The 14,669-nt window shown below is 65.7% G+C and carries 15 protein-coding genes; 12 read left to right on the top strand and 3 right to left on the bottom strand.

Translation table 11 applies throughout. From position 1 onward, the window contains the following. Position 1 precedes the first annotated feature (1 nt). The 4 genes from dapF to AC0MAZ_RS04100 are packed head-to-tail and all read left to right on the top strand — an operon-like array spanning position 2 to position 3,147. Positions 2–832: a diaminopimelate epimerase gene (gene dapF, locus AC0MAZ_RS04115; RefSeq protein WP_110734086.1), complete on the top strand. Its 831-nt coding sequence runs from the start codon at positions 2–4 to the stop codon at positions 830–832. Between the two features lie 13 nt (positions 833–845). Continuing rightward, entirely contained in the window at positions 846–1,556 is a 711-nt protein-coding gene (locus tag AC0MAZ_RS04110) for a DUF484 family protein (protein WP_203648983.1), read from the top strand. After that, positions 1,556–2,455: a tyrosine recombinase XerC gene (xerC, locus tag AC0MAZ_RS04105; protein WP_475860288.1), complete on the top strand. Its 900-nt coding sequence runs from the start codon at positions 1,556–1,558 to the stop codon at positions 2,453–2,455. The genes AC0MAZ_RS04110 and xerC overlap by 1 nt, the downstream gene beginning before the upstream one ends. Then, positions 2,452–3,147: an HAD family hydrolase gene (locus tag AC0MAZ_RS04100; protein ID WP_046853674.1), complete on the top strand. Its 696-nt coding sequence runs from the start codon at positions 2,452–2,454 to the stop codon at positions 3,145–3,147. The genes xerC and AC0MAZ_RS04100 overlap by 4 nt, the downstream gene beginning before the upstream one ends. A 199-nt stretch (positions 3,148–3,346) precedes the next feature. On the opposite strand, the gene sutA is transcribed toward AC0MAZ_RS04100, so the two are convergent. The 3 genes from sutA to glnK form a co-directional block, all read right to left on the bottom strand. Then, positions 3,347–3,676 carry a transcriptional regulator SutA gene (sutA, locus tag AC0MAZ_RS04095; protein ID WP_110734080.1) on the bottom strand — a complete coding sequence of 110 codons (330 nt, stop codon included), beginning with the start codon at positions 3,674–3,676 and terminating at the stop codon, positions 3,347–3,349. A gap of 431 nt (positions 3,677–4,107) precedes the next feature. Next, positions 4,108–5,442, bottom strand: coding sequence for an ammonium transporter (locus tag AC0MAZ_RS04090; RefSeq protein ID WP_186594498.1), 1,335 nt, complete (start codon positions 5,440–5,442; stop codon positions 4,108–4,110). 47 nt (positions 5,443–5,489) lie between these two features. Then, on the bottom strand, positions 5,490–5,828 hold the full coding sequence (gene glnK, locus AC0MAZ_RS04085; protein ID WP_002555808.1) for a P-II family nitrogen regulator: 339 nt from the start codon (positions 5,826–5,828) through the stop codon (positions 5,490–5,492). Positions 5,829–6,234: 406 nt separating this feature from the next. Here glnK and AC0MAZ_RS04080 point away from each other — a divergent pair, with 406 nt between their 5' ends. The 8 genes from AC0MAZ_RS04080 to AC0MAZ_RS04045 all read left to right on the top strand — a co-directional run bounded on the left by AC0MAZ_RS04080 (position 6,235) and on the right by AC0MAZ_RS04045 (position 14,467). Continuing rightward, a complete protein-coding gene (locus AC0MAZ_RS04080; protein ID WP_203648991.1) occupies positions 6,235–6,498 on the top strand; it encodes an accessory factor UbiK family protein in 264 nt (87 codons plus the stop codon). Between the two features lie 3 nt (positions 6,499–6,501). Beyond that, entirely contained in the window at positions 6,502–6,855 is a 354-nt protein-coding gene (locus tag AC0MAZ_RS04075) for a gamma-glutamylcyclotransferase family protein (protein ID WP_475860286.1), read from the top strand. Positions 6,856–6,896: 41 nt separating this feature from the next. Next, positions 6,897–7,325 carry a TOBE domain-containing protein gene (locus tag AC0MAZ_RS04070; RefSeq protein WP_475860285.1) on the top strand — a complete coding sequence of 143 codons (429 nt, stop codon included), beginning with the start codon at positions 6,897–6,899 and terminating at the stop codon, positions 7,323–7,325. A 920-nt stretch (positions 7,326–8,245) separates the two neighbouring features. Beyond that, complete coding sequence (mgtA, locus tag AC0MAZ_RS04065; protein ID WP_475860283.1) at positions 8,246–10,957, top strand: magnesium-translocating P-type ATPase; 2,712 nt, start codon at positions 8,246–8,248, stop codon at positions 10,955–10,957. Between the two features lie 10 nt (positions 10,958–10,967). Next, positions 10,968–11,402, top strand: coding sequence for a DUF2493 domain-containing protein (locus tag AC0MAZ_RS04060; protein ID WP_232854786.1), 435 nt, complete (start codon positions 10,968–10,970; stop codon positions 11,400–11,402). A 50-nt stretch (positions 11,403–11,452) separates the two neighbouring features. Further along, a complete protein-coding gene (locus AC0MAZ_RS04055) occupies positions 11,453–12,940 on the top strand; it encodes a YifB family Mg chelatase-like AAA ATPase (protein ID WP_220689960.1) in 1,488 nt (495 codons plus the stop codon). 227 nt (positions 12,941–13,167) lie between these two features. After that, positions 13,168–13,419 carry a DUF2790 domain-containing protein gene (locus AC0MAZ_RS04050; RefSeq protein WP_203649041.1) on the top strand — a complete coding sequence of 84 codons (252 nt, stop codon included), beginning with the start codon at positions 13,168–13,170 and terminating at the stop codon, positions 13,417–13,419. 31 nt (positions 13,420–13,450) lie between these two features. Continuing rightward, complete coding sequence (locus AC0MAZ_RS04045; RefSeq protein ID WP_475860280.1) at positions 13,451–14,467, top strand: alpha/beta hydrolase; 1,017 nt, start codon at positions 13,451–13,453, stop codon at positions 14,465–14,467. Positions 14,468–14,669: the final 202 nt, after the last annotated feature.

Genomic DNA, 14,669 nt, shown 5'->3' with positions numbered 1-14,669 from the left:
CATGTTGCTGCGTTTTACCAAGATGCACGGGCTGGGCAACGACTTCATGGTCCTCGACCTGGTCAGCCAGCACGCACACATCCAACCCAAGCACGCCAAGCAATGGGGCGATCGCAATACCGGTATCGGCTTCGACCAGCTGCTGATCGTCGAGGCGCCGAACAATCCGGAAGTGGACTTCCGCTACCGGATCTTCAATGCCGACGGCTCCGAAGTCGAGCAGTGCGGCAACGGCGCGCGCTGCTTCGCCCGCTTCGTGCTGGACAAGCGCCTGACCGCCAAGAAGCGCATTCGCGTCGAGACCAAGGGCGGCATCATCGAGCTCGATGTGCGCAACGACGGCCAGATCTGCGTCGACATGGGCCCGCCGCGCTTCGTGCCGGCCGATATCCCGTTCATTGCCGACGAGCAGGCCAGCAGCTACGCGCTGGAAGTCGATGGCCAGGTGCACCAGATAGCCGCCGTGTCCATGGGCAACCCGCATTCGGTACTGCGCGTCGACGACGTGCGCAGTGCGCCGGTCCATGAGCTGGGGCCGAAGATCGAGCATCACCCGCGCTTCCCGCAGCGGGTCAATGCCGGCTTCATCCAGGTGGTCGACCGCCACCGCGCCAACCTGCGGGTATGGGAGCGTGGCGCCGGCGAGACCCAGGCCTGCGGTACCGGCGCCTGCGCCGCGGCCGTGGCGGCGATCAGCCAGGGCTGGATGGACTCGCCGGTGACCATCGACCTGCCGGGTGGCCGTCTGAGCATCGAGTGGGCCGGCCCCGGCAAGCCGGTGCTGATGACCGGCCCCGCCGTCCGCGTGTTCGAAGGACAAGTTCGTCTCTAAGCGAGTATCCGCCATGACCGATCAGCCTAACGTTGCATCCCCGCAGGCCCATGAGCTCGATGCCGAAGCGGTGGTCGCCTACCTGCGCGCCCACCCGACCTTCTTTGCCGAGCACGACGAGCTGCTGCTCGAACAGCGCATTCCTCACCAGCGCGGCGACAGCGTGTCGCTGGTGGAGCGCCAGCTCAAGCTGCTGCGCGACCGCAACATCGAGATGCGCCATCGCCTGTCGCAGCTGATGGACGTGGCCCGCGACAACGACCGGCTGTTCGACAAGACCCGCCGGCTGATCCTCGACCTGCTCGACGCCGGCACCCTCGAAGAGGTGGTGATGGCGGTCGAGGACAGCCTGCGCCAGGAATTCCAGGTGCCCTTCGTCAGCCTGATCCTGTTCGGCGAAAACGCCGCGCCCGTGGGCCGCTGGGTCTCCGGTGCCGAGGCGCAACAGGCCATCGGTGGCCTGATCGGCGGCGGCAAGACCATCAGCGGCAGCCTGCGCGAGCATGAGCTGGCCTTCCTGTTCGGTGATGCCCAGCACAAGGAAGTCGGTTCCAGCGCCGTGGCCACCCTCGAGTACCAGGGCCTGCACGGCGTGCTGGCGATCGGCAGCCGCGACCCGCAGCACTACAAGAGCAGCGTCGGCACCCTGTTCCTCAGCTACATCGCCGAGGTGCTTGGCCGCGTGGTGCCGCGCTTCACCCAGACGCTGCGCTCGGTGCGCTGATGGAACGCCAGCTGGAGGCTTATTGCGCTCACCTGCGCAACGAGCGCCAGGTGTCCGAGCACACCCTGCTGGCCTACCGTCGCGACCTCGAGAAAGTCATCGAATTCTGCAACACCCAGGGCATCGCCGGCTGGGGCGCCCTGCAGGTCCAGCAGCTACGCCAGCTGGTCGCCCGCCAGCACCACCATGGCCAGTCCTCGCGCAGCCTGGCGCGCCTGCTTTCGGCGGTGCGCGGCCTGTACCGCTTCCTCAACCGCGAAGGCCATTGCCAGCACGACCCGGCCAACGGCCTGGCGCCGCCCAAGGGTGAGCGGCGCCTGCCCAAGGTGCTGGACACCGACCGCGCCCTGCAACTGCTCGATGGCGGCGTCGACGACGAATTCATCGCCCGTCGCGACCAGGCGATCCTCGAACTGTTCTACTCGTCCGGCCTGCGCCTGTCGGAGCTGACCGGGCTCGACCTTGAACACCTGGACCTGGCCGCCGGGCTGGTGCAGGTGCACGGCAAGGGCGGCAAGAGCCGCGTGCTGCCGGTCGGCCGCAAGGCCCGCGAGGCGATGCAGGCGTGGCTCAAGCTGCGCGGTATCGCCGACCCGCGGGACAGCGCGGTGTTCCTCAGCCGCCAGGGCAAGCGCCTCGGCCCCCGCGCCATCCAGCTGCGGGTGAAGGCCGCCGGCGAGCGCGAGCTCGGCCAGCACCTGCACCCGCACATGCTTCGCCATTCCTTCGCCAGCCACCTGCTGGAATCGTCCCAGGACCTGCGCGCGGTGCAGGAGATGCTCGGTCATGCCGACATCAGTACCACGCAGATCTATACCCACCTGGACTTCCAGCACCTGGCCGCGGTGTACGACAGCGCCCACCCTCGGGCCAAACGCAGCAAGGACACGGACTCATGAGCATCAAGCTGATCACCTTCGACCTGGACGACACCCTCTGGGACACCGCGCCGGTCATCGCCAGCGCCGAAGTCGTCCTGCGCGACTGGCTCGAAGCCAACGCGCCGATCCTCGGCGGCGTGCCGGTGGAGCACCTGTTCGCCATCCGCGAGCGCCTGGTGCAGGCCGAACCGGGCCTCAAGCACCGCATCAGCGCCCTGCGCCGACGGGTGCTGTTCCACGCCCTGGAAGAGGTCGGCTACAGCGAGAAGCACGCCCAGGAGCTGGCCAACGAAGGTTTTGAAGTGTTCCTGCATGCCCGGCACCAGGTCGAGGTGTTCCCCGAGGTGCAGCCGGTGCTGGAGATCCTGCGCCACCACTACACCCTCGGCGTGGTCACCAATGGCAATGCCGACGTGCGCCGCCTGGGGCTGGCGGACTACTTCCGCTTCGCCCTGTGCGCCGAGGACCTGGGCATCGGCAAACCGGACCCGGCACCGTTCCTTGAAGCGCTGAAGCGCGGCGAGGTGGACGCGGGGGCGGCGGTGCACGTCGGCGACCACCCGGGCGACGACATCGCTGGCGCCCAGCGCGCCGGGTTGCGGGCGGTGTGGTTCAACCCGCAACACAAGCCCTGGAGCGGCGAGCAGGCGCCGGATGCCGAGATCCAGCGGCTGTCGCAGTTGCCCGATGTGCTCGCGCGCTGGCGCTGAGCAGGCTTCGCTATCCCTGTAGGAGCGGCCTTGTGCCGCGAAAGGGCTGCGCAGCGGCCCCAGGATTTTAGTATCGACAACGACCCTGGGGCCGCTTTGCGACCCTTTCGCGGCACAAGGCCGCTCCTACAGAGACCGTGCCAACCTGACAGGCACAAAAAAGCCCGCAGCGACGGCGGGCTTTTTTGCGTTCAGCCACTCAGATAGGGCGGCTGCCGTACTTGTTGTCCGGCTTCTTGGGCGGATCGGCGACCACGTTGGCCTCCACTTCCTGCACCTTGCCACCGCGCGACAGGAACTCTTCCATCGCCTTGGCCAGCGCATCGCGCTCTTTCTGCTTGGCTTCCATGCTCGGCATCTCGTCTACCGAGACCGCCGCCTTGGACTTGCCCTTGGCCGCCGGAGCCGGGCTGCTGTCGTCGTCGCCGGAGTCTTCCGCGCCGTCGTCAGCCGCTGCCTCAAGGCCTTCATCAGCCTCGTCTTCGTCGCCTACCTCGAGGTCGTCATTTTCCAGATCGTCGTCGCTCATGTTCTACCTCATGACTTGCGAAAAGCAGGTTAGTTATAGACCGGTGCAGCCGTAGACCGGCAGCCACCAGTGAAAATTCAACTGGCCGTGGATTGGCCACTGCCCTGGGTGTCCACCCCCTCATGGGGGGTCCGGCACCCTGCAGGCCCTGCTCCTGGCAAGGCCTGACAAAATTTTTTGAGCCCTTGCTGGCCACAGGCTATTGGCAAGCCTAGCAAAGGGTAGCGAAGTGTGTGGACTACTCGTCCAGCTTCCTTCGGCGCGCATTCTAGCGCGCTCGCAGAAAAAGCAAAGCACCAGAAACACCCGATGGCTTGTAAGTTTTAACCCCAGGTCGCGATCAGCGCAGGGAAACCGTTTGCCCCAGGCCAAACGGTAAATTACAGGCAAAAAAATGCCCGGCGAACCGGGCAAGTTTTCCAGCATCGCGGTTACAGGTTGTAGCCGCGCTCGTTGTGTTGAGCCAGGTCGAGGCCGACCGACTCTTCTTCTTCGCTGACCCGCAGGCCCATCACCAGGTCCAGGACCTTGAGGATCACGTAGGTGACAATGGCGGTGTAGACCACGGTGAAGATCACACCCTTGGCCTGGATCCAGAACTGCGCGGCGATGTCGGTGACCGCGCCGAAACCGCCCAGGGCAGGCGCCGCGAACACACCGGTGAGCAGGGCGCCGATGATCCCGCCGATGCCGTGTACGCCGAAGGCGTCCAGGGAGTCGTCATAGCCCAGCTTGCGCTTGAGGCTGGTGGCGCAGAAGTAGCAGACCACGCCGGACACCAGGCCGATCACCAGCGCGCCCATCGGGCCGACGGTGCCGGCGGCCGGGGTGATGGCGACCAGGCCGGCGACCACGCCCGAGGCGATGCCCAGGGCGCTTGGCTTGCCGTGGAAGATCCACTCGGCGAACATCCAGCCCAGGGCGGCGGCGGCGGTGGCGATCTGGGTCACCAGCATGGCCATGCCGGCGGTGCCGTTGGCGGCAGCGGCGGAACCTGCGTTGAAGCCGAACCAGCCGATCCACAGCATGGCCGCGCCCATCAGGGTGTAGCCCAGGTTGTGCGGGGCCATCGGCGTGGTCGGGTAACCCTTGCGCTTGCCCAGCACCAGGCAGCAGACCAGGCCGGCGATACCGGCGTTGATGTGCACCACGGTGCCGCCGGCGAAGTCCAGCACGCCCCAGTCCCACATCAGCGCGCCGTCACCGCTCCAGACCATGTGCGCGATCGGCGCATAGACCAGGGTGAACCACACGCCCATGAAGATCAGCATGGCCGAGAACTTCATGCGTTCGGCGAAGGCACCGACGATCAGCGCCGGGGTGATGATGGCGAAGGTCATCTGGAAGGTGATGAACACCGCCTCGGGGAACAGCGCGGTGGCCGAGGTCAGGCCCGACGGCGTGACACCGCTGAGGAAGGCCTTGGAGAAGCCACCGATGAAGGAATTGAAGTTGAGCACGCCCTTTTCCATACCGGCGGTATCGAAGGCGAGGCTATAGCCGTAGATGACCCAGAGGATGCTGATCAACCCGGTGATGGCGAAACACTGCATCATCACCGACAGCACGTTCTTCGAGCGCACCATGCCGCCGTAGAACAGGGCCAGGCCCGGGATGGTCATGAACAGGACCAGTGCCGTCGAAGTGAGCATCCAGGCGGTGTCGCCGGAGTTCAGCACGGGGGCGGCAGTTTCCTCGGCCAGGGCCAGCCCTGGCATTACGAGGGACAATAGGGCTCCTAGCCCTGCGATCTTGCGCAGAGTCATGTTGTTTTCTCCTGGGGCGTTGGGTTTGGTGAGGCTTTGCTTGGCGCTTAGATCGCGTCGGTATCGGTTTCGCCGGTACGGATGCGGATCGCCTGCTCCAGATTGACCACGAAGATCTTGCCGTCGCCGATCTTGCCGGTGTTGGCCGCCTTGGTGATGGCTTCGATCACCCGATCGAGGTCCTTGTCGTCGATGGCGACATCGATCTTCACCTTGGGCAGAAAATCGACCACATATTCAGCGCCGCGATACAGCTCGGTGTGACCCTTCTGCCGGCCGAAGCCTTTGACTTCGGTCACGGTGATGCCCTGCACGCCGATTTCCGACAGCGACTCGCGCACGTCGTCCAGCTTGAACGGCTTGATGATGGCAGTGACTAGCTTCATGAAACTCTCTCCCGATTTGGTGGACTTGCCCCAGGAAAACAAACCCGTCTCAAGTCTAAGCGCAGCGCCTGGCTTTGTAACGCGTCGTCGGCTCCATCCTCCCCGCCGACGCACGATCCGGCTGTGACGAAGAACCTTCCGGCTCCGCCTGCGCACTGCCTGGTCACAAGGGACTGCATCAGTGCATGGCTCGCTCAGGTCATTGCAGAAACCTTGCCAGTTGGCGCAAGTCACGGGAAAACAGGTAGTTGCGTGAACCGGTAGGGATTGGCCAATCGCCAGCAGGGAAAAAGCGCACAAAATCGGTGCGCGACCTTTGGCCGCCCTGCGCGAAAAGCGTGCAGCGCAAGTGGCCCGGGGGCCCGTGCTACACTGCTGCCCTTTCAGTGATCAGCGGATACCAGACATGCTCGCGCCCAAAGCCTTCCTCGATGCCCTGAGCGACCAGGCATCGCGCCTGTTCAGCGGTGACACCGCCGCGCCCCGCGCCGAACTGGAAAGCCAGTTCAAGGTGCTGATGCAGGGCGCCTTCAGCAAGCTCGACCTGGTCAGCCGCGAGGAGTTCGACAGCCAGATGGTAGTGCTGGCCCGCACCCGCGCCCGCCTCGAAGCCCTCGAGCAGCAATTCGCCGAGCTGGAAGCACGGATCGCCCCGCCTACTCAGGAATAAGTCATGCAACCGTCCAGCGATTACCCGGTGCTGCTGTTCTCCTACGGCACCTTGCAGGACAAGGCCGTGCAACTGGCCAACTTCGGCCGTGAACTGACCGGCCAGGCCGACCGCATGCCGGGCTATCGCCAGGACTGGGTGCAGATCACCGACCCGCAAGTGCTGGCTACCAGTGGCAAGAGCCACCACCCCATCGTCTCCCCCAGCGAGCGGGCCGAAGACAGCGTCGCCGGCATGGTCTTCCAGATCAGCGAGCAAGAGCTGGCCGCTGCCGATCGCTATGAAGTAGCGGACTACAAGCGTATCGCCGTCAGCCTCGCCTCGGGGCTGACCGCCTGGGTTTATGTACGCGCCTGAATGCCTCGGGCGTGGTGATTGATCACACGGAGTGCTTCCCCATGAAAGTCAGTGCACGCAATGTCTTCGAAGGTAGTGTCAGCGACATCAAGCCGGGCGCGGTGAATGCCGAGGTCGAGCTGACCCTGGCCGGCGGCGAGAAGCTGGTGGCGGTGGTCACCATGGCCAGCCTGCACAACCTCAACATCAACGTCGGCAAGCAGGCCGTGGCACTGGTCAAGGCGCCCTGGGTGGTGCTGATGACCGATGCCGCCGGCTACAGGCTGTCCGCGCGCAACAGCCTGGAAGGCGAAGTGCTGCGGGTCGGTGACGGCGCGGTGAATGCCGAGGTGGTGCTGAAGCTCTCGGGCGGTACCGAGGTGTATGCCATCGTCACCCGCGAAGCGGTGCAGGAGCTCGGCCTGAAGCCGGGTGTGAAGGCCATCGCGCTGATCAAGGCCTCGCACATCATCCTGGGCGCCAAGCCTTGATCGAATGCCTGCTTCTGCCTTGACCAGGCAGAAGCGCGCGCACCCTGTGGGAGCGGCTTCAGCCGCGAAGCAAGCGACGCGGTGGATGGCACCGGCTTCGCCGGTGTTCGCGGCTAAAGCCGCTCCCACAGGTACTACGCCAACCTGTAGGAGCGGGCTTGCCCCGCGATAGCACTTGCGCAGTACCTTGCATTAATTCCCCTCCCAGCAGATGAAACATATTTAAGTTACGCCTTCCCGGTTGACTTCCCCGCTATGCTTTGCATAAAGTTCACCCGCCCCGAACAGCGGGCCTTTATTTCAACTCACGAAGAATTCAATGGACACAGTATCTAGTCGCTGTCTGGCAGCCCTTGGGCGTCAGGCACTTGAACCGGAACTCCGGGCCCGCCCCTAGGTCGGGCAAGCCGCGCCAGAGCCTGCTGCTCCGCCGTCGCTTGTCGCCCCGGGTGCCCGCCCGGTCGGAGGCAAGCTCATGAACCTCGATATCGCCATCCCTCGCCTGCGCACCTGTGCGCACAAGGCCCCGCACCGTCCTGTACTCGGACGGGGTCTGACCTCGTCCCTGGAACCGCCCAGTCGATAGCGCGCCCGTTGCTGCCTGCAGTGACGCGCGCCGTGCTGTCCGTTCGCTGAACTGACGCCATATAAATTGTCAGAAACTTCCGAACTTTAAGTAATTAAAGTTCGTTGAAGTTCTATTGCCCGCCATTTAACAAAGGGATTAACCGACCATGGAATCAGCCAGTAGAAAGTTCGCTGCCGATCTTATTTCCGGCATTCGCCAGCGAACACGTAAACGTCGGAAAAACCACGTTTTTCATTGTTTGAATCATTGCGACACGGGACACGTTCACTCACCTTCCCAACCGTGAGTCGACTGTGTGTCGTGCCGCCTCCTGCGGCAGGAGCACAGCCAAATGACCGTAAAAGACCGCAACACCCGCAGCAAAGCCGGCGAAGACACCCGCCTGTCCATGCGCGCCGCCCGCGAGGCACGCAACGGCCTGGCCGTGACCCTGGCCAACCTCGACGCCAGCGAGCTGGGCCTGACCGAGCACGAAGCCGCCAAGCGCCTGCAGCGTGACGGCGCCAACCAAGTCGCCCATGACAAGCCGCAACCGGTCCTGATGCAACTGCTCAAGGCCCTGCACAACCCCTTCATCTACGTGCTGCTCACCCTCGCCGGCATCAGCTTCGTCACCGACTACTGGCTACCGGTACGCGCAGGCGACATGGAAGAGGCAGACCTGACCAAGGTCATCATCATCATGGCCATGGTCAGCCTCAGCAGCCTGCTGCGCTTCTGGCAGGAATACCGCTCAGGCAAGGCCGCCGATGCGCTCAAGGCCATGGTCCGCACCACCGCCACCGTGCTGCGCCGCGAGCGCCACGACCAGCCGGCGCGCCTGCGCGAAGTGCCGATGAACGAACTGGTGGCCGGCGACATCGTGCAACTGGCCGCTGGCGACATGATCCCCGCCGATATCCGCCTGATCGAGTCCCGCGACCTGTTCATCAGCCAGGCCGTACTGACCGGCGAAGCGCTGCCGGTGGAGAAATACGACACCCTCGGCCACGTCGCGCAGAAATCCGCCGCCGACAGCGCCAACGATGAAAGCGGCCTGCTGGACCTGCCCAACATCGGCTTCATGGGCACCAACGTGGTCAGCGGCCGCGCCCGCGCCGTGGTGGTGGCCACCGGCAAGCGCACCTACTTCGGTTCGCTGGCCAAGGCCATCGTCGGCTCGCGCAGCCAGACCGCCTTCGACCGCGGGGTGAACAGCGTCAGCCGTCTGCTGATCCGCTTCATGCTGGTAATGGTGCCGGTGGTGTTCATGCTCAACGGCGTGGTCAAGGGCGACTGGAGCGACGCCTTCCTGTTCGCCCTCGCCGTGGCCGTGGGCCTGACCCCGGAAATGCTGCCGATGATCGTCAGCGCCAACCTGGCCAAGGGCGCCGTGGCCATGGCCCGGCGCAAGGTGGTGGTCAAGCGCCTGAACGCCATCCAGAACTTCGGTTCGATGGACGTGCTGTGCACCGACAAGACCGGCACCCTGACCCAGGACCGCATCATCCTCGAGCACCACGTCGACCCCAGCGGCCACCAGGACCCGCGCCTGCTGCAACTGGCCTGGCTCAACAGCCACCACCAGAGCGGCGTGAAGAACCTGATGGACCAGGCCGTGCTGCGCTTTGCCGGCGAAGACCAGCGCTTCCAGCCCCCCTATGCCTACGCCAAGGTCGACGAGCTGCCCTTCGACTTCATCCGCCGGCGCCTGTCGGTGATCGTCAAGGATGCCCTGGGCGATCATTTGCTGGTGAGCAAGGGCGCCGTCGAGGAAATGCTGGCCATCGCCACCCATGTCGAAGAAGGCGGCCAGCGGGTCGTCCTGGATGACGGACGACGCCAGCAACTGCTGGATACCGCCAGCGCCTACAACCAGGAGGGCTTCCGCGTGCTGCTGGTTGGCACCCGCGACATTCCGGCCGCCGCCGGCAAGCCCCAGTACCACACCGATGACGAGCGCGAGCTGGTGATCCGGGGCTTCCTGACCTTCCTCGACCCGCCCAAGGAAACCGCCGGCCCGGCCATCGCCGCCCTGCGCGAGATGGGCGTGAAGGTGAAGGTGCTGACCGGCGACAACCCGGTGGTCACCTGCAAGGTCTGCCGCGAAGTGGGCCTTGCGCCCGGCCAGCCGCTGCTCGGCCAGGACATCGAGCGCCTGGACGACACCCAGCTCAAGGCGCTGGTCGAGGAGCGCACGGTGTTCGCCAAGCTCACCCCGCTGCAGAAGTCGCGGGTGCTCAAGGCGCTGCAGGCCAACGGCCACACCGTGGGCTTCCTTGGTGACGGCATCAACGACGCCCCGGCGTTGCGCGATGCCGACGTGGGCATCTCGGTGGACAGCGGCACCGACATCGCCAAGGAATCGGCCGACATCATCCTCCTGGAAAAGAGCTTGATGGTGCTGGAGGAAGGCGTGCTCAAGGGCCGCGAAACCTTCGGCAACATCATGAAGTACCTGTGCATGACCGCCAGCTCCAACTTCGGCAACGTGTTCTCGGTGCTGGTGGCCAGCGCGTTCATCCCGTTCATGCCGATGCTGGCGATCCACCTGCTGCTGCAGAACCTGATGTACGACTTCTCCCAGCTGTCGCTGCCGTGGGATCGCATGGACAAGGAATTCCTGCGCGAGCCACGCAAGTGGGATGCCCGCAACATCGGCCGTTTCATGCTGTGGATCGGCCCCACTTCGTCGATCTTCGACATCACCACCTTCGCCCTGATGTGGTACGTGTTCGCCGCCAACAGCGTGGAGATGCAGGCGCTGTTCCAGTCCGGCTGGTTCATCGAGGGGTTGTTGTCGCAAACGCTGGTGGTGCACATGCTGCGCACCCGCAAGGTGCCGTTCTTCCAGAGCACCGCGGCGCTGCCGGTGGTCCTGGCCACCGGCCTGGTGATGTGCCTGGGCATCTACATCCCGTTCTCGCCGCTGGGGGCGATGGTCGGGCTGGTGCCGCTGCCCTGGGAATACTTCCCGTGGCTGGCCGCCACCCTGCTGGGCTACTGCCTGGTGGCCCAGGGCATGAAGACCCTGTACATCCGCCGCTTCGGCCAGTGGTTCTGAGGGGGTGGCCATGCGCGTACTGATCTGCGCGGGGCGCAACTACGCCGACAGCCAACGCTGCCGCCAGGCGCTGGACGCCCTCCAGCGCCAGCAACCGATCCGGGTGCTGATCCACGGCGGCAGCCAGCACCTGGGCGGCGAGATCGAAGGCTGGGCCCGCGAGCAGGGCGCCGACATCGTGCGCTACCCGCCCAACTGGCAGCTGCACGGCAAGCTGGCCGAGCGCCTGCGCAACGTCTTCATGCTGCGCGACAGCCGGCCCGACCTGGTGCTGGCGTTGCCGGGCGGGGACGACACCGAGGAACTGCTGGCACGGGCGCGGGGTTCGGGGATTCCGGTGATCTGCGGCAGGCAGCCTCGGGCGGCAGGCGCCAACGGTACTGAGTGCCAGGCCGGACAAAACTCGACGCACTCTTCTCGTCCACCTGCCCAGGAGCACCACTAAGCTTTGCCAGGCCGCAGGATGCGGCCATCACCTGCAAATACGGAGTGCCCATGTCCCTCGCCCTCGTCCACAGCCGCGCCCAGGTGGGCGTGCAGGCCCCCGCCGTCAGCGTCGAAACCCATCTGGCCAACGGCCTGCCCACGCTCACCCTGGTCGGCCTGCCGGAAACCACGGTCAAGGAGAGCAAGGACCGGGTACGCAGCGCCATCGTCAATTCCGGGCTGGACTATCCGGCCCGGCGCATCACCCAGAGCCTCGCCCCCGCCGACCTGCCCAAGGACGGTGGCCGCTACGACCTGGCCATCGCCCTGGGCATCCTGGCCGCCAATGGCCAGGTGCCGGTAGCCACCCTCGACGACATCGAATGCCTGGGTGAGCTGGCCCTGTCGGGCGCTTTGCGCCCGGTACAGGGCGTGCTGCCCGCGGCATTGGCGGCCCGGGATGCGGGCCGGGCGTTGGTGGTGCCTCGGGAGAATGCCGAGGAGGCCAGCCTGGCCAGCGGCCTGGTGGTGTATGCGATGGGGCACCTGCGCGAGCTGGTGGCCCACCTGAACGGCCAGCCCGCGCTGTCTCCCTACGCAGCCAATGGCCTGCTGCTGGAACAACGCCCCTATCCGGATCTCAGCGACGTCCAGGGCCAGATCGCCGCCAAGCGCGCCCTGCTGGTCGCCGCGGCCGGTGCGCACAACCTGTTGTTCACAGGTCCCCCGGGCACTGGCAAGACCTTGCTCGCCAGCCGCCTGCCCGGGCTGCTGCCGCCGCTGGACGAGCGCGAGGCACTGGAGGTGGCGGCGATCCGCTCGGTCAGTGGCCATGCACCGCTCGACAGCTGGCCGCAGAGACCCTTTCGTCACCCCCATCATTCCGCATCCGGCCCGGCATTGGTGGGCGGTGGCAGCCGGCCGCAACCCGGCGAGATCACCCTGGCGCACCATGGCGTGCTGTTCCTCGACGAGCTGCCCGAGTTCGAACGGCGCGTGCTGGAGGTGCTGCGCGAACCGCTGGAGTCCGGCGAGATCGTGGTGGCCCGGGCCAAGGACCGCGTACGTTTTCCGGCGCGCTTCCAGCTGGTGGCGGCCATGAACCCCTGCCCCTGCGGCTACCTGGGCGACCCCACCGGCCGCTGCCGGTGCAGCAGCGAGCAGGTCCAGCGTTATCGCAACAAGCTGTCGGGCCCACTGCTCGACCGCATCGACCTGCACCTGACGGTGGCTCGGGAAAGTACCGTGCTGACCCACCAGCCCAGTGGCGAGACCAGCGCCAGCGTCGGCCAGAGGGTGGCCGAGGCCCGGGCGCTGCAGCAGCGCCGGCAGGGCTGCGCCAACGCCTTCCTCGACCTCAAGGGGTTGCGCCGGCATTGCCCGCTGGAGCCGGTCGACCAGGCCTGGCTGGAGCAGGCCTGCGAACGGCTGACGTTGTCGTTGCGGGCCGCGCACCGGCTGCTGAAGGTGGCCCGCACACTGGCGGACCTGGAGGGCGCGCAATCCATCGCCAGGGCGCACCTGGCGGAAGCATTGCAGTACCGCCCCAGCGCTTGATGCTGCCCCCCTGTGGGAGCGGGTTTACCCGCGAAACAGACAACGCGGTGCCTGGCACCCGCTTCGCGGGTGTTCGCGAGTAAACCCGCTCCCACAGAAGCTGGCCAAGACGCACTCAATCAGCGTCATAGCGGAAATATATTTTGCGCACTAAATATTTGCGCGCAATATTCACCTCAAGCAGCAAGCAGTCGCCAACCCAACTCAGCAGAACCCGGAGAACGATCATGACCCTTCGCAAAGCCTTCGCCCTCACCGTTACCACCCTGGCCCTCGGCACCAGCGTCAGCAGCTTCGCCAGCGAAGCCACCCCGTACCACTACGGCATGGACCTGGACATCGCCAAGGTCGTCAGCGTCGATGCACCCGCCAGCGTCCAAGGCCAGGCCAGCACCGCCACCCTGACCTACCGCGACAGCAGCGGCCAGCTGCGCGCCGTGAGCTACGTGCAACCCACCGTCCTCGCCAACCAGAACTGAGCCACGGCTCGAACCCTAAAGGAGCTAGAACATGAAACTGTCCCACACCCTGACCGCCGGCCTGCTGGCCCTCGCCGTGAACAGCGCCTTCGCCGCCGGCAGCCCTGGCGTCGAGCACACCACCCAGGGCTTCCTCGAGGCCCTGGCCGCCGGTGGCGGCAAGCCGCTGGAAACCCTCGCGCCCAAGGATGCCCGTGCGGTGTTGAGCGGTGCCCAGGCCGGGGTGAAGGTCGACCTGTCGGGGATCCGCGTCGAACGCCGGACCATCCAGGCCGATGGCCAGCCGCTGGAGATCCGCGTGGTGCGGCCCGAAGGCGCCAAGGGTGAACTGCCAGTGTTCATGTTCTTCCACGGCGGCGGCTGGGTGCTGGGCGACTACCCCACCCACGAACGCCTGATCCGTGACCTGGTGGTGGGCTCCGGTGCTGCGGCGGTGTACGTCGACTACACGCCATCGCCGGAGGCCAAGTTCCCCACCGCGATCAACCAGGCCTACGCCGCCACCCGCTGGGTCGCCGAGCACGGCAAGGAGATTGGCGTGGACGGCAGCCGCCTGGCGGTAGCCGGCAACAGCGTCGGCGGCAACATGGCCGCGGTGGTGGCGATCAAGGCCAAGGAGGCCGGCACGCCGAAGCTGCGCTTCCAGGCCCTGCTGTGGCCAGTGACCGACGCCAACTTCAACAACGCGTCCTATAACCAGTTCGCCGAAGGCCACTTCCTGACCCGCAACATGATGCAGTGGTTCTGGAACAACTACACCACCGACCCGCGCCAACGCGACGACGTCCACGCCTCGCCGCTGCGCGCCAGCCTCGAGCAGTTGCAAGGCCTGCCGCCGGCCCTGGTGCAGACCGCCGAGATGGACGTGCTGCGCGACGAAGGCGAAGCCTATGCCCGCAAGCTCGACGCCGCCGGGGTACCGGTGACCGCCGTGCGCTACAACGGTCTGATCCATGACTACGGCCTGCTCAATGTGCTGAGCACCGTGCCCAGTGTGCGCAGTGCCATGGACCAGGCGGCACAGGCCTTGAAAACCCATCTTCAATAAGTGGCCGATCACCATCGCGGGGCAAGCCCGCTCCCACGCAAGGTGTCAGACCTTCTTCGGAGTGTGCGCAGTGCCATGGACTAGGCGGCGCAGGCCTTGAGAATCCATCTGCAATAAGTGGTTGATCGCCATCGCGGGGCAAGCTCGCTCCCACGCAAGGTAGCTGACCTTCGTGGGAGCGGGCTTGCCCCGCGATTGATTC

This window comes from Pseudomonas sp. A (genome assembly GCF_056270345.1).
The sequence above is the reverse complement of the archived record's forward strand: the minus strand, read 5'-3'. Positions and strand labels throughout refer to the sequence as shown.

Coding starts and splice junctions, on each gene's coding strand:
- sutA (WP_110734080.1), bottom strand. CDS start 3,676: ATGAGCGACGACGATCTGGAAAATGACGACCTCGAGGTAGGCGACGAA.
- xerC (WP_475860288.1), top strand. CDS start 1,556: ATGGAACGCCAGCTGGAGGCTTATTGCGCTCACCTGCGCAACGAGCGC.
- AC0MAZ_RS04100 (WP_046853674.1), top strand. CDS start 2,452: ATGAGCATCAAGCTGATCACCTTCGACCTGGACGACACCCTCTGGGAC.
- glnK (WP_002555808.1), bottom strand. CDS start 5,828: ATGAAGCTAGTCACTGCCATCATCAAGCCGTTCAAGCTGGACGACGTG.
- AC0MAZ_RS04110 (WP_203648983.1), top strand. CDS start 846: ATGACCGATCAGCCTAACGTTGCATCCCCGCAGGCCCATGAGCTCGAT.
- AC0MAZ_RS04060 (WP_232854786.1), top strand. CDS start 10,968: ATGCGCGTACTGATCTGCGCGGGGCGCAACTACGCCGACAGCCAACGC.
- AC0MAZ_RS04050 (WP_203649041.1), top strand. CDS start 13,168: ATGACCCTTCGCAAAGCCTTCGCCCTCACCGTTACCACCCTGGCCCTC.
- AC0MAZ_RS04070 (WP_475860285.1), top strand. CDS start 6,897: ATGAAAGTCAGTGCACGCAATGTCTTCGAAGGTAGTGTCAGCGACATC.
- AC0MAZ_RS04090 (WP_186594498.1), bottom strand. CDS start 5,442: ATGACTCTGCGCAAGATCGCAGGGCTAGGAGCCCTATTGTCCCTCGTA.
- mgtA (WP_475860283.1), top strand. CDS start 8,246: ATGACCGTAAAAGACCGCAACACCCGCAGCAAAGCCGGCGAAGACACC.
- dapF (WP_110734086.1), top strand. CDS start 2: ATGTTGCTGCGTTTTACCAAGATGCACGGGCTGGGCAACGACTTCATG.
- AC0MAZ_RS04055 (WP_220689960.1), top strand. CDS start 11,453: ATGTCCCTCGCCCTCGTCCACAGCCGCGCCCAGGTGGGCGTGCAGGCC.
- AC0MAZ_RS04080 (WP_203648991.1), top strand. CDS start 6,235: ATGCTCGCGCCCAAAGCCTTCCTCGATGCCCTGAGCGACCAGGCATCG.
- AC0MAZ_RS04045 (WP_475860280.1), top strand. CDS start 13,451: ATGAAACTGTCCCACACCCTGACCGCCGGCCTGCTGGCCCTCGCCGTG.
- AC0MAZ_RS04075 (WP_475860286.1), top strand. CDS start 6,502: ATGCAACCGTCCAGCGATTACCCGGTGCTGCTGTTCTCCTACGGCACC.